Annotated in this window: 12 protein-coding genes and 1 pseudogene; 2 read left to right on the top strand and 11 right to left on the bottom strand. The window is 72.6% G+C overall.

Translation table 11 applies throughout. From position 1 onward, the window contains the following. Positions 1–8: 8 nt before the first annotated feature. Together V4Y03_RS19555 and V4Y03_RS19550 are read right to left on the bottom strand one after the other, a co-directional pair. Positions 9–443 (bottom strand): hypothetical protein, encoded by a 435-nt coding sequence (locus V4Y03_RS19555; RefSeq protein WP_332435757.1) that lies wholly within the window; start codon positions 441–443, stop codon positions 9–11. 142 nt (positions 444–585) lie between these two features. Further along, a complete protein-coding gene (locus V4Y03_RS19550) occupies positions 586–1,851 on the bottom strand; it encodes an acyl-CoA dehydrogenase family protein (RefSeq protein WP_332435756.1) in 1,266 nt (421 codons plus the stop codon). 158 nt (positions 1,852–2,009) lie between these two features. On the opposite strand from V4Y03_RS19550, the gene V4Y03_RS19545 reads away from it, so the two are divergent. After that, the gene (locus V4Y03_RS19545) at positions 2,010–2,639 is read left to right on the top strand and encodes a TetR family transcriptional regulator (RefSeq protein WP_317879063.1); all 630 of its coding nucleotides are present in this window, start codon (positions 2,010–2,012) and stop codon (positions 2,637–2,639) included. Between the two features lie 403 nt (positions 2,640–3,042). On the opposite strand, the gene V4Y03_RS19540 is transcribed toward V4Y03_RS19545, so the two are convergent. Genes V4Y03_RS19540 through V4Y03_RS19530 form a run of 3 tightly spaced genes read right to left on the bottom strand, consistent with a single transcriptional unit; the run spans position 3,043 to position 5,269 of the window. Beyond that, the gene (locus V4Y03_RS19540) at positions 3,043–3,786 is read right to left on the bottom strand and encodes an HAD family hydrolase (RefSeq protein ID WP_332435755.1); all 744 of its coding nucleotides are present in this window, start codon (positions 3,784–3,786) and stop codon (positions 3,043–3,045) included. Further along, a complete protein-coding gene (locus V4Y03_RS19535) occupies positions 3,783–4,229 on the bottom strand; it encodes a LysR family transcriptional regulator (RefSeq protein ID WP_332435754.1) in 447 nt (148 codons plus the stop codon). The genes V4Y03_RS19540 and V4Y03_RS19535 overlap by 4 nt, the downstream gene beginning before the upstream one ends. A 53-nt stretch (positions 4,230–4,282) precedes the next feature. Then, entirely contained in the window at positions 4,283–5,269 is a 987-nt protein-coding gene (locus V4Y03_RS19530; protein ID WP_332435753.1) for a ScbA/BarX family gamma-butyrolactone biosynthesis protein, read from the bottom strand. A gap of 133 nt (positions 5,270–5,402) precedes the next feature. Between V4Y03_RS19530 and V4Y03_RS19525 the strand changes: the two genes are divergently transcribed. Beyond that, positions 5,403–6,005, top strand: coding sequence for a ScbR family autoregulator-binding transcription factor (locus V4Y03_RS19525; RefSeq protein WP_317876342.1), 603 nt, complete (start codon positions 5,403–5,405; stop codon positions 6,003–6,005). Between the two features lie 107 nt (positions 6,006–6,112). On the opposite strand, the gene V4Y03_RS19520 is transcribed toward V4Y03_RS19525, so the two are convergent. The 6 genes and pseudogenes from V4Y03_RS19520 to V4Y03_RS19495 form a co-directional block, all read right to left on the bottom strand. After that, a complete protein-coding gene (locus V4Y03_RS19520; protein WP_332435752.1) occupies positions 6,113–7,189 on the bottom strand; it encodes a DMT family transporter in 1,077 nt (358 codons plus the stop codon). Between the two features lie 163 nt (positions 7,190–7,352). Further along, positions 7,353–8,951: a class I adenylate-forming enzyme family protein gene (locus V4Y03_RS19515; RefSeq protein ID WP_317876344.1), complete on the bottom strand. Its 1,599-nt coding sequence runs from the start codon at positions 8,949–8,951 to the stop codon at positions 7,353–7,355. Positions 8,952–9,151: 200 nt separating this feature from the next. Beyond that, positions 9,152–10,879: an arginine decarboxylase gene (locus V4Y03_RS19510; RefSeq protein ID WP_332435751.1), complete on the bottom strand. Its 1,728-nt coding sequence runs from the start codon at positions 10,877–10,879 to the stop codon at positions 9,152–9,154. 114 nt (positions 10,880–10,993) lie between these two features. Continuing rightward, on the bottom strand, positions 10,994–11,176 hold the full coding sequence (locus tag V4Y03_RS19505) for a DUF1272 domain-containing protein (protein ID WP_332435750.1): 183 nt from the start codon (positions 11,174–11,176) through the stop codon (positions 10,994–10,996). A 196-nt stretch (positions 11,177–11,372) separates the two neighbouring features. Next, positions 11,373–11,453 (bottom strand): annotated as a pseudogene (locus V4Y03_RS19500) (VOC family protein); the annotation flags it as partial. Between the two features lie 293 nt (positions 11,454–11,746). Further along, a complete protein-coding gene (locus V4Y03_RS19495; RefSeq protein WP_332437231.1) occupies positions 11,747–12,709 on the bottom strand; it encodes an EamA family transporter in 963 nt (320 codons plus the stop codon). Positions 12,710–12,774: the final 65 nt, after the last annotated feature.

The following is a 12,774-nucleotide window of genomic DNA, read 5'->3' as shown; positions in this document are numbered from 1 at the left end:
ACGCTCGCCTACGCGGGCACGTCCCCGCGCCGCTTCCTCCGGACGACCGACGACAAGGCCGTGACGGCGACGACGAGGACGAGGGAGCGGAAGGGGAGGAGGGTGCCGGGGGCGTCGTCGATGCCGTCGATGCCGTTGCCCACGGCCGTGATCCAACTGACCATGCCGACAAGGACCATGGGGCCGACCCGCCGCTCCCCCGTGATGAGCATGCCGATCCACAGGACGATCGGCATGACCAGGGCGGTGTTCACGACCGCCGCCGTGAACGCCTGGTCCGTCGAGTACCCCGGCTCCGCCCCCAGCGTCGCCGCCGCCTGACCGGTGAAGGACAGATACAGGCCGTCGGACAGGATCAGATGGGAGGCGGCGACGCCGACCGCCGAGACGATCAGCGCCTTCAGGAGCCGGGGGGCGAGCGGGGTGGGTGAGGACGGTGCCATGGCGGTGACTATACGCACGGTCTATACATGCAGTGTATAGACCCCTCCCTTCGCGCGGCAGCGAGGGGCGCTCCGAGCCTGGGGCCCCAACCGCGAGGCTTCAACCGTGGGGGTGATGAAGTCCCGCTGATTCAAGGGGAGTTCAGGAATCGGAGGGGAAGACCGTCGCCGCATAGGCCGCAGCGGCCGGGGCCGGCTGGAGGGCCGCGTGGGCGGCGATGGCGTGGATGTCGCGCCAGGCGCGCTCCAGGCCGCCGCCCGCGATGAGCCCCCGGGCGCCACCGGTACGCATCAGGCGCTCGACGGCACCGACCAGCAGGTCCACGGCGACGGCGGAGTCCCGCTGGTTGAGCGCGACGACGGTCGCCCCGGCCCCTTCTCCGCCCCCGGTCCAGTCGTCCGCTCGCGTCGCCGCCGCCCTCAACAGCAGGTGCGCGGCGTCGATTTCGGCCGCGCAGCGGGCAAGGGTCTGCTGGACCACCGGGTCCTCCGTCAGCGGACGCCCGCCGGGAACACGGCGGAGTCCCGTCAGAACCGTCCACGCCGCCAGCGCACCGCGCGCCGCACCGAGCGCCGGAGCGGCGAACAGAAGGGCGGCGACCAGCTGATACGGCACACGGTGGCAGGGCGCCACACCGGAACCACGTACGACGGCCACCGCTTCCCCCTCGCCCTCTTCCTCCCGGGCCCCGGTCACCAACGCGTCGCGCACGAACGTGCGGCGTTCCGGTACGAAGACCGCGTCCGCCTCCTCGATCACCACGCTGTGGCTGCCCGTCGCCCGCAGCCCCACCGCGTCCCACGTCTCCCTGATCCCGACCCGCTCGCGGGGCACGGCGAGGACCTGGTAGACCGGCGCGCCCGCCCCCGAGTGGTCGAGGGAGGCCAGCAGCACCCACTCGGCGTGCTCGACTCCGCTGGCGAACGCCCACTCCCCCGACAGCGTCCAGCCGCCCGGCGCCCGGGCGAGCCGGCCCGCCGGGGGTACGACGGCCGCCGCGACGCGCGTGTCCGGCGAGTCGCCCCACAGCTCGCGCTGCCCCTCGACCGGCAGGTGCGCGGCGAGGCGGCCGTGCGCGGCGAGCAGCACCCCGCACCAGGCGGTGGACGCGCAGGCCGCGCCCACCTCGGCGACCGTGTCGATCAGTTCGGCGAAGCCGCCCGCCGTTCCGCCCCAGCGGCGCGGTACGAAGTGCCGGGCGAGGCCGGCGCCGGTCAGCGCGGCGACCACCTCGGGGTGGAGCCGCCCGGTCCGTTCCGACTCCTCGGCGTGCCGCGCGGCGGCGGCGTACAGGTATCCGGCGGCGAGGGACGCGACCGGCGCGGCGCTTGCCGTGGGACTCGTGGGTGCGGTCGCGGGCAGGGGTGCGGGTGCGGGCACGGTCGCGGGGGTGTCGACGACTGTCATGACGCGTACTCCTTGAGTGGCGGTACTGATGCGAGACTGGCGCGAGTAGAAAAAGATTCGGTCCAGAAGGTATTTTCTGAGCGGCCGTCATGAACCCCATGGAGGCCGGACACGCGACGGGAGGCGGACGCTCGGTGAGGCAACAGGACAGGGCCCGCATGACCTACGACCTGGTGCTCGGCGCCGCAGCCGCCGAGTTCTCCCTGCACGGATTCGCGGGGACGAACCTGGCCGACATCACGGCCCGCACCGGGCTGACCAAGGGAGCCCTCTACGGACACTTCTCGTCCAAGGCGGATCTCGCCGGCGAGCTGACCCGTTCCTTCACGTCGGGATGGGCCGACGCCCTCGCCACCGCCACCGACGAGGCGAAGGGGAAGGAAGGGACGGAGGCGGACGCGGAGGGGGGCACCGAGGAGGGCCGGGCACTGCCCGCCCTCCGCCGGCTGCTCGTCGGACTCTCCCGAAGGGCGTACGAGGACCCGCCGTTCGCGGCGGGACTGCGCCTGGTCATGGACGCGGCCCGCGCCGAGGGAACCTCGCCCGCCCACCTCGACGACCTCTGTGCCGTGGTGGCCCTCCTGATCCGGAAGGGCCAGGAGGAGGGCTCCGTATCCGACGCCCACCCGGCCGGGCTTCTGGCCCAGCTCGTGGTGGCGTTGCTCGTGGGCGCCCCCGCCGTGGTGACGGCGACGGACGCGACGGCCGGTCCGGCCGAGTTCGTGCGCGAGGTGTGGGACCTCCTGGAGCCGTCGCTGTCCGACACCCCTCGTCCTGCGCGCGGATGAGGTGGGGGTGATGACGGATGCAGGGGGATGAACGACGGCACCGGCGGAAGTCACCGGCCCCGAAGCCTCCTTGGCGGCGGGGCTTCTCCGGCGGTGGGGCCGACCGGGATCGGGGCGTTTGGTGCGGGGGAGAGCGTATGGCGGGGGAACCCGTACGGCGGGGGGACCCGTACGGCGGGGGAAACCGTAAGGCGGGGGAAACCGTACGGCGGGGCTTCTCCGCCGGTGCGGGCTTCTCCGCCGGTGCGGGCTCTTCCGGCGGTGGAGGCTCCGCCAGTGCGGGCTTCTCAAGGAGTGGGGGGCTCCGGTGGCGGAGGTCCCCGGCGCCGGGTCGGCCGGGCGCCGGGGCGGCGGGCCGCCGGTAGTGGTTCCCGCGGCGTTCGGCCGCGTCCACTACGGAGCCTCAGGCCGCCTGCGGTGTCAGTGCGCGGGCCGGTGGGGCGGGGGTCCGCGCGGTCATGGGGCCGGGCAGCGGCGCGGGGCCCGGCAGCCAGGACCAGCTGGCCGTCTCCGCGCGTGGCGCGGACACCGGCCCGTCGCCGACCAGGACCGGATGGCCGACGGCCCGCAGCAGCGGCAGATCGCTCTCGTCGTCCGCGTACGCGGAACAGTCCTCGGGTGCGAGGCCGAAGGCCGTCATGATCCGGTGGGCCGCCTCGGCCTTGGCCTCGCCGATCATCGGCGCGCCGATCAGTTCCCCGGTGAGCCGGCCCTCCGAGGTCACCTCGGGCACGGTGCAGACCACCAGGTCGGCGCCGATCTCCCGGGCCAGCGGGTCGAGACAGGCGGCGAAGGCCCCGGAGACGAGGACGACCAGGTCGCCGGCGTCGGCGTGGCGGCGCAGCGCCTCGTACACGGGCGTGTGGATCAGACCGCCGGCGCGGGCCTTCTCGTACCACTCCTGGCCGCAGGCCTCCAGGTCGTCGAGGTGGCTGCCGGCGAGGAAGCGGAAGAAGGAACGGTTCACCTGCTCCCGGGGCACCCCCTCGCGGATCTGCCGCTGGAGCGAGGCGGGCGCCGCGGCGAGCGTGCGGGCGGCGACCTCCCCGCGTCCGGAGAAACGGGCGAGGACACAGGCCATGCTCTTGCAGGTGATCAGGGTCTCGTCCACGTCGAAGAACGCGGCCCGGGCGGGAGCGATGCTCATGCTCTTCTCCCTCTGTCCGCGACACGGGAGTCCCCGAGACGGGAGTCCCCGAGACGCGCGTCCCCGAACTGCCCCTTGAGGAACCGCCTGCCGGAACCGGCACCCGCACCGACACCGGAACCCGCACCCGCACCGAAGGCCCTGCCGCCGCCCATCGGAACGACCCGGCGCTCCTGGACCTGCTGCGGCTCGGCGATCTCGTGCTGCGCCGTCTCGACGAGTTCGAGGATGCGTTCCGCCAGGGGCCGCAGACGCGCTCCCGCCGGTGTGAGTTCCACGGAGCGGTTGCCCCGCCGTTGGAAGAGCGACGCCCCCATGTCCTCCTCCAGGCCCTTGATCTGCGCGGTCACCGCGGGCTGGGAGTAGTGCAGGTTGTGGGCGGCGCGGGTGAAGCTGAGCTCGCGGGCCACTTCGCGGAAGGCCCGTAAGTGCTGGAGTTCCATCTCCGTACCTTTCTACGCTCGTCCGTTCTTGCCTTGGCCTTGTTCTCGTACGTTCACGCGGCGCGGCGGGCCACGGCCGTCGCGAGGACGCGGCTCCCCTGGGTGGCGGAAAGCCGCACCCGGCCGTCGGGGGTCGCCGTCGCCTCGACGGTCACGGTCTCGGCCAGCTCGCCGAAGACGGCGAACTCGGCGTCGAGCGAGGCGAGCGCCACCGCTCCCCCGGCTCCCGCCCGAGCTCCCGCGCCCGCTCCCCCGGCCCGCCCCGTCAGCAGCGCCGCCTGGCGGAAGGCCTCCAGGAGCAGCATCCCGGGTACGTGGTCCGAGGGGTGCTCGAAGTACCCGGGGTGCGTCGGGTCGACGCGCAGCCGCCACGTGCCCGGGGCACCCGGTACGGACAGGAGCACGCCCCGGCTCTCCGCGGAGTCCCCGGCGGCGACGGCACCCGCGACGGGTCCCGCGGGCTGCGCCGTACGCCCCCGCTGCCGCAGCCGCCCGTACCGCACCCCGTCGATCACGGTCACGCCGGCGGAGGCGCGGGCGCACTCGCGGCCCCCGACCTCGATCACCATGTCGAAGCGGGCGTCGAAGCGGCGCGGGTTGCGCCCTCCGGCGGGTGTCACGACCCTCACGTCGACGACGACCGGGAGCGGCCCGCTGCCGACCCGGAGGGCGGCCGGGTCGCTGATGCGGAGCGACAGCGCCTTGAAGATGAAGTGGTGGCCGAGCGGCACGTCGTGGTAGCGGTGGCTCAGGAAGATCCCGGCCTGTCGTACGGCCTCGACGAGCAGCATGAAGTCGGCCTGCCCGGTCTTCTCCGGGCGGTACAGCGCGTGGTTGCGGGGCAGTTGGGCGCCGACCAGGAAGCGGTCCGCGCCGGCCACGACCGCGTCGGTGAGGAAGACCTCCGTCACCGAGGCGCGGTGCACGAGCCGCCGGGACACGGTCCGGTCGAAGCTGAGCCCGTCCTTGGCCTCCCGTATCAGGGACTCCAGTGACTCCAGGGGCTCAAGCGGTTCAAGAGGCAATACGGTCTGCAGCACACCGATGGACATCCTTTTCCCCCTCAAGGTGAATCATCGTGGCGACGGGGGACCTCGGCGGTCCCTCGGCAGCAAGAAATATACCTTCGAGAATGTATATTGCAAGGCATAGGCACGAGAGAGGCGGACAGGCATGGCGACACCCCGAAGCGAACCGAAGCAGGAACGCGCCCGGCGCACGAAGGTGCACATCCTCCAGTCGGCGGCCGAGCTGTTCTCGGAGCGCGGCTACGCGACCGTGACGCTCCAGGACGTGGCCGAACGGGCCGAGATGACCAAGGGGGCGGTGTATTTCCACTACACGAACAAGGAGGCCCTCGCCGTCGCGGTCGTCCAGGAGCACTACGCCCGCTGGCCCGGGATCCTCAACGGCGCCGAGGGCGACCACCAGGAGCCCTTCGACCGGCTCGCGGCCGTCCTGGACACCGTCACCAGGGCGTTCGCGCGGGACATCGTCGTCCAGGCGGGCGCCCGGCTCCAGATCGAACGGGCGCTCATCGACGCCGAGCTGCCCGAGCCGTACGTCGGCTGGGAGGACTACCTCAGCCGGCTGATCGCCGAGGCCCAGGACGTCGGACAACTGCGCGCCGGAGTGGAACCTCGCGCCGCCGCCCGCGTCCTGGTCTCCGCCTTCTTCGGCATGCAGCACATCTCCGACGTCCTGACCCGGCGCAAGGACCTTCCCGAGCGGTACGCGGAGCTGCGCACCGTACTCCTCGACGGGATGCGCGGCTGACCAGCCGCGCGCGCCTGCCGTGAGAGACCGGAAACGGCGTGGCCCCCCACGAGATGTGGGAGGCCACGCCGTATGCGTTCAGCGGCCGACGGCCGCTCCGTACGCGATCAGGACCTGCTGCCCGATCCGACGGGCGCCGGAGCGGAAGCGGAAGCAGAACCGGAACCGGAAGCCGTACCGGCGGACGCACCGGAGGCCGCGGCGGACGTCGTGGCACTCGAAGCGACGGGGGCCGGGGCCGCGGCCGGGGCTGCCTTCGCCGCGATGCGGCGCAGGTACAGGTTGTTGAAGACCAGCGCCGCCGCCGTGAGCGCGGCACCGACGATCTGCATGCCCGCCGGGACGACGCCCGTCAGGGCGGAGATCACGAAGGCCGTGATCGGCACCACGTCCATGAAGAGGACGCCGTTGAGCGGGCCGAGGTAGCGGTTGCCGAAGTTCCAGCCGAGCACACCCACGAACCCGGCGATGACGCTCATGTACGCCAGCTGGGGAAGGATCGAGCCGACCGCGCCCGCCGTCGGGACCGGCACGCCGCCGGCGGCCAGGATGACCGCCGTGATCACGGTGGCGCTGGCGAGACCGAGGGCCGTGGTGATCGCCGTGTACTTGATCGGGGACCAGGTCGGGAAGTAGCTGGCGCCCGAGGTGTAGACGACCCAGCACAGCGCGGCGAAGAGCAGCAGGGCGTCGGCGCCGGCCGTCTTCGGGGAGGCGATCAGCGAGCCGATGTCACCGTTCGAGACGACGAGGATGGTGCCGACGAAGGACATCGCGATGAAGAGGAGCGAGAACTTCGGCGGAACGACCTTCTTCAGCACCCAGTTCACCAGGAAGCCCATCATGGGCATGGTCGCCATCATGATCGAGGCGTTGAGGGCGCCCCGCTCGCCGATGAGGTCCTGGCCGAAGAAGACCAGGAACTGGAAGCCCGCGAAGCCGGCCGTACCGAACAGCCAGGCCAGACCGATGCGTTCGCCCTTCAGGCGCAGCCCCTCGCGTCCCTCCCGCATCCGCAGGAAGACCAGGAACATCGCGCCGGCGATGGTGTACCGCATGACGGTGAAGGTGAAGGGGTCGATGTGCTGGAGGGTGGAGTCCATCAGGGGGAACATCGCGCCCCAGGACACCGTGGCCAGGAGGCAGAGAAGGACGCCTCGCGTGTACGTGTTCTGACTGTTCATGAGTCTTCCTGTCGGGCCTGAGCGGGCCGGGAGTTGAGGGTCTGCGGGGAGGGAGAGGGGTGACGGACGGGGAGGAGGGCGGCCGGGCCCCGGGTCCGGAGGAGGGGGTACGGGCTCCGGGACCCGGCCGCACGGGTGCGTTCTCGCGTGTGGGCGGTCGAGGTCAGACCCCGGCCGGCTCCGGCTCGCGGGTCTCCGCCGGCCGGACGTCGAGGAGGTGGAGCACCGACTCCAGGAGCTGGGCCGCCCGGACCTTGCCGGTCGGGCTGTACGGGATGGCCTCGACGGGCACCACGTACGCCGGGAGGCAGGGCACTCGACGGGCGCAGGCGGCGCTGACCGCCCGGTATCCGCTCTCCTGGCGCTCGGGCGCCACCGGCGTGAAGGGGACGACGAGCACCTCGCCCGCCCCGGGAAGGTTCGTCCGCAGCACGGCGGTCTCCCGGACGCAGGGCAGGTCCATCAGGTCGGCTTCGAGGCCGAAGATGTTGACGTCGAGCGGCTTGCCCGCCTCCGCCTTGGCCACGCCGTCGTTGCGGCCGGTGAGTTCGAGCCGGCCGGCCTCGTCGACGAGGCCGCTGTCACCGGTCAGCAGGAAGCGCTGGGTGCGCCCGCCGTAGTCGAGGGTCATGAAGTCGGGCTCGCTGGTCGCGTAACTGTCCATGAGCTGGTAGCTGGCGATGGCGACCCGGCCCCGACTGCCCTTCGGGAGCGGCTTGTTGTCGGCGTCGAGGACGACGACGGTGTTGCCGGGCATGGGGCGGCCGGAGCGGCAGGGCGCCACGTGCAGCTCCTCGGGGCCGATCATGACGTTCACGCCGGTCTCGGTGGTCCCGTAGTAGAGGTGCAGGACGGGGCCGAGGCGGTCCCAGGCGTTGTTGATGACCCAGCGGTTGAGGTGCCGGCCGCCGGAGAGCACGAAGTGCAGACGGGACGTCTTGTGCAGGTGCTCGGAGTTCGGGTGGGCGACGACCCGGGCGAGGACCGGCGGGACCATGAGGGTGGTGGACACGCCCTCGTCCTGGATGATCCGGATGAGCTCCTCGGCGTCGTCGTGCGGGCCGAGGACGACAGTGCCGCCCAGGGTGAGGAAGATGCGCGCCCAGCCGGGCCCGGAGGCGTGGTAGAGCGGGACGGTCACCAGGTGCACGTCCTCCTCGTCGAAGGCGTACTGGTCGACGAGATCGGCGAACCGGCGGGCCTCGAAGGAGGTCCGGCGGACGACCATCTTGGGCACGCCGCTGGTGCCGGAGGTGAAGGAGAAGGCCTCGAAGGGCTGCTCGACGGGCTGCGGGTCGCCGGGCGCCGACACGAGGAGGTCGGTGAAGCTGACGGAGACGGTGTGGCCGTCGGGCAGGCCCACGGGCTCACTGTCGATGAATATGTCGAGTATGTCTCTGCCGTTCGGCCAGCCGCACTCCTCGACGAGGCCGCGGTGGGCCTTCGAGGTGATGACGACGGTCGGCTCCAGCTGGTCGAGCGCCGCGGTGGTCGCGACGGGCCCGGCGGTGTAGTCGAGGCCGACGCAGGGGATGCCGAGCGAGCTGACGGCGGCCATGGCGACCACCAGCTCCCAGCTGTTCTCGGCGAGGAAGACGGCACGGGCGGGCCGGGTCTCGGGCAGCAGATCCTGAATGGCGCAGGCCACGCGGCTGACCTTGTCGGAGAAACTCGCCCAGGTCATACGGGTCTCGCCGTCGACGACGGCGACGCGCTGGGGCCAGCGGGCGGCGTGCTTACGGATGTCCGCGATCTTGATCATGGAGGTGTCTCCCTGGAGGTCGGGCGGGACGGTCGGAGCGGGCGGAGCAGTACGGATGGGGGCTCGGGACTCGGGACTCGGGACTCGGGACTCGGGGCTCAGGTCTCGGGTCTGGGGGCTCAGGTCTCGGGTCTGGGGGCTCGGGTGCGGGGCTCGGGTGCGGGGCTCGGGTGCGGGGCTCGGGTGCGGGGTCCCGGATCTCAGCGGGTGGCGCCGACCGTGGCGTTCGCCGCCGCCGACACCGTGGCCGCGGTGGTCGATGCGGCGGATACGGCGGTGGCAGCACCGGCGAGGCGAGCGGAGACCGGCGCGGGAGGCGCGGAAGGAACGGCCGGTACGGAAGGAACGGCCGGTACGGACGGCAGGGAGGGGAGGGACGGGATCGACGGCACGGACGGCAGGGCCCCCGTCGCCGCCGCCTGCGCGGCCAGTTCGCCCGCCGAGACGGTCGGGTTCCGCAGCGTGTAGATCTCGCAGCCGCTGGACCGCAGGGAGTCGATCTGACTGAGCGTCCGCTCGCAGAGCTTCTCGCCGGGCACGGTGATGGGGATGCCGGGCGGGTAGGCGATGATGAAGTGCTCGGAGGTGCCCGCGGCCAGGGCCGCCGAGGCGCTGCGGTAGGTGCGCTGGATGGTGCGGAGGGCTTCGAGGAGCCGTAGCAGCGTCGCCTCGTCCACACCGATGTGGATGTGGAAGAGGACGGCGTCGCCGCTCTCGCGGGCGACGTACAGCGCGTACTCGTCGAAGAGCATCCGCCGGAAGTCCGCCGCCGTGATGCCGAGGGCGCTGATGTCGACGAGGACCCGGGTGGGGTCGTCGCTGACGAGCTGCGCCGGGTCGACCAGGTGCCCGTCGGGCCCGAGCGGCCGGTACGCGGAGAGGCGCGGATCCGTGGCGAGTTCGACGCGCAGGGTGCGGGCGAGGCCGAGGGAACGGCCGAGGAGCGCCTCGCCCTCCGTCTCGGCCTGGAGCCGGGCCAGGTCCAGGCTCGCGAGGACGGGCCAGCTGGGCGAGGTGGTGTGGTGCTGGAAGAGGGCCTGCGCGGTGCGTTCGCGGGCCTCGCCGTCGCCGATGAGGTGCAGGTAGGAGCCCTGCCGGAGCGCGGACATCGACTTGTGCGCGGAGTGGGTGACGGCGACGGTCATGGCGAGGCGGGGGTCGGCGGCGCGCAGCGCCTCGACGGCGTGCAGCGCGGTGAGCGGGCGCAGCCGGGGGTGGAAGCGGTGGGCCGCGCCCCAGGCCTCGTCGACGAGGACGGAGACGGTGGGGTGGACGGCGGCGAGTTCGGCGAGGACGGTCGGCAGGTCGTACCGGACGCCGTCGTAGGAGACGGCGGAGAGGACGACGGTGTCGTAGGGCCGGCCCTCGACGGCGGCGGCGCGGAACATCTCGAGGAGCCGGGGCAGGTCGGCGTACGTCCGCGGGCAGTCGTCGCAGCAGCGCTGCATGGGTGCGTACGCGACCTGGACGCCGAGCGAGTTGAGGGCGAAGTGCACCGACTGGTGGCAGGAGCGGTCCGCGAGGACCCGGGAGCCGGGCTGGGTCAGCGCGGTGAGCGCGACCCGGTTGGCGGTGCTGGTGCCGGCCGACAGGAAGAAGGTGGCGTCGGCACCGAAGCTGCGGGCGGCGAGGCGCTGGGCCTCCCGGAGCGGGCCTCGGGGCCGGAAGAAGGAGTCGAGCATCGTGCCGCTGTAGGACACGTCGGCCGCGAGCTGCGCGGCGCCGAAGAGCGCCTCGTAGGTCTCCCGCATGTGGGAGTCGCGGATAGACCGGCCGTGCGAGAGCGGCAGCGCGTGGAACGTGGCGATGTCACGTCGGGCGACTGCGAGCACGGCGTCAGCGAGGGGGGTGGTCCTGCCGTCCGGGTAGGCCCCGGGGCGAGCCGGCAGAGGAGCCGGCTCCGGAGTGGAGCTGGTGGATGCGGTCATGGACCCATGAAATAAAAACCTTCGCGAAGGTATCAACTGTCATCAGTGACGCTGATGGACGACCGGACCCACCACCCGGCCGACCAGCAGCGATGACACGACGGCCGATCGCGCCTACCCGGCGGTCCGGCGGGGCCGGGGCACGAGTTCGCCCCCACAGTTGGGGCAGACATCGCTCATGGCGTCGGCACAGGGCACGCAGAAGCTGCACTCGTACGAGCAGATCCGGGCGTCCCCGTCGGCCGCCAGGGCGGCGGTCCCGCACCTCTCGCACCGGTCACGCATCTCCAGGGCCACGACGGCCTCCCTCCCTCGCACGCGTAGACGTACGCGCACCTCCGACGACAGACCCATCGTCGAGGAGACCGCACCCAGCGGAAACAGCCCGAAAGCCAATGATCAACAGGATCGGGCCAGCGCGGTTCCGGCGGAACGGCCGGCACCCGCCCGGACGGCCGGTACCCGCCACCGCCGCGTTCCCGGACGGCTCGGGTCAGTGCCCGACCAGGCAGAAGGGGTGACCGGCCGGGTCCGCGTAGACCTTCCAGCTCCGGGTGCCCTCGCCCGCGTCGAGTCCAGGACCGGGCGGCGGATGTGCACGGGCCCGGGGGCGGGGCCCGCACCCCTACCCTCCCCTCCCCCTACGGGCCGGCAGGGAGGTCCCTAGGGCCTGTCGTCAAACTCCCGCCTGCCCCACGACGCCTGGCACGCGCTCTCGCCGCACCGGGCGAAAGCCCGAGTACGTCCAGTACGAGGGCTTCCGCCCGGCACGCCGAGAGCACGCACCAGACGCCGCGGGGCCGCCCTTCGGGCGACGACGGGAATTTGACGACAGGCCCTAGGAGGCGAGGTCCCATCCCCTACGGGCTAGGAGGCGACGTCCCGTGTCCGGTTGCCCCGGACCTGGGTGCGGACCGCGCCCATGCTCGCCGCGATGACCAGGGCGATGGCCAGGGCGTCCGTCAGCGACAGGCCCTGGTTGAGGACGAGGAAGCCGGCCGCCGCCGCGATGGCCGGTTCCAGGCTCATCAGGATCGCGAACGTGGGCGCGGGCAGGCGGCGCAGGGCGAGGAGTTCGAGGGTGTACGGCAGGACGGAGGACATCAGCGCGACCCCCAGGCCCAGGGCGATCGTCGACGGCACGAGGAGCTTGTCGCCCGCCTCCGCGATGCCCAGCGGCAGGCTCAGGACCGCGCCGAACGCCATCGCGAGCGCGAGGCCGTCCGCCTGCGGGAAGCGCCGGCCCGTACGCGCGCTGAACACGATGTACGTCGCCCACATCACGCCCGCCGCCAGCGCGAACCCCGCACCCACCGGATCCAGCCGGTCCAGACCGCCGCCGCCGAGCAGGACGACACCGCCGAGGGCCAGCCCGGCCCACAGCAGGTTCACCAGACGCCGGGAGGCGACGACCGAGAGGATCAGCGGGCCGAGGACCTCCAGGGTCACCGCCGCGCCCAGCGGTATGCGGTCGGCGGCCTGGTAGAAGAGGATGTTCATCCCCGCCATGGCCGTACCGAACGCGACGACCGTGCCCCAGTCGGCCCGGCTGTAGCCCCGGACCTTGGGGCGGCAGACGAGGAGCAGGACGAGGGCGGCGAGCACGAGCCGCAGGGTCACGACACCGAGGGCGCCGGCCCGGGGCATCAGAAGGACGGCGACGGCGGAGCCGAACTGCACGGAGAGCCCGCCGGCGACGACGAGCGCGACGGGCCCGAGCCGGTGACCGGATCCCTTACGGGCCGCGAAGCCCGTCGACTCGGGGGCGCCGACCGCTCCCGAGGAGCCCGCCGTCCCCGAGGAGCCCGCCGCTCCCGAGGGGTCTGCCACTCCCGGGGTGCCTTTCGACCCCGCGCCGACCACGGCGCGCGCCGGGGCGGGGGCCGGGGTCAGGG

Origin of the sequence: Streptomyces sp. P9-A4, from assembly GCF_036634195.1 — a bacterium.
GTDB lineage: Bacteria > Actinomycetota > Actinomycetes > Streptomycetales > Streptomycetaceae > Streptomyces.
Note: the sequence above shows the minus strand (reverse complement) of the source record. Positions and strands in the feature narration are given on the sequence as shown.

What these genes read in the sequence shown, in the direction of transcription:
- V4Y03_RS19510 (WP_332435751.1), bottom strand. Translation starts at nt 10,879, where the DNA reads ATGACCGCATCCACCAGCTCCACTCCGGAGCCGGCTCCTCTGCCGGCT.
- V4Y03_RS19535 (WP_332435754.1), bottom strand. Translation starts at nt 4,229, where the DNA reads ATGGAACTCCAGCACTTACGGGCCTTCCGCGAAGTGGCCCGCGAGCTC.
- V4Y03_RS19540 (WP_332435755.1), bottom strand. Translation starts at nt 3,786, where the DNA reads ATGAGCATCGCTCCCGCCCGGGCCGCGTTCTTCGACGTGGACGAGACC.
- V4Y03_RS19555 (WP_332435757.1), bottom strand. Translation starts at nt 443, where the DNA reads ATGGCACCGTCCTCACCCACCCCGCTCGCCCCCCGGCTCCTGAAGGCG.
- V4Y03_RS19515 (WP_317876344.1), bottom strand. Translation starts at nt 8,951, where the DNA reads ATGATCAAGATCGCGGACATCCGTAAGCACGCCGCCCGCTGGCCCCAG.
- V4Y03_RS19525 (WP_317876342.1), top strand. Translation starts at nt 5,403, where the DNA reads ATGGCGACACCCCGAAGCGAACCGAAGCAGGAACGCGCCCGGCGCACG.
- V4Y03_RS19545 (WP_317879063.1), top strand. Translation starts at nt 2,010, where the DNA reads ATGACCTACGACCTGGTGCTCGGCGCCGCAGCCGCCGAGTTCTCCCTG.
- V4Y03_RS19550 (WP_332435756.1), bottom strand. Translation starts at nt 1,851, where the DNA reads ATGACAGTCGTCGACACCCCCGCGACCGTGCCCGCACCCGCACCCCTG.
- V4Y03_RS19520 (WP_332435752.1), bottom strand. Translation starts at nt 7,189, where the DNA reads ATGAACAGTCAGAACACGTACACGCGAGGCGTCCTTCTCTGCCTCCTG.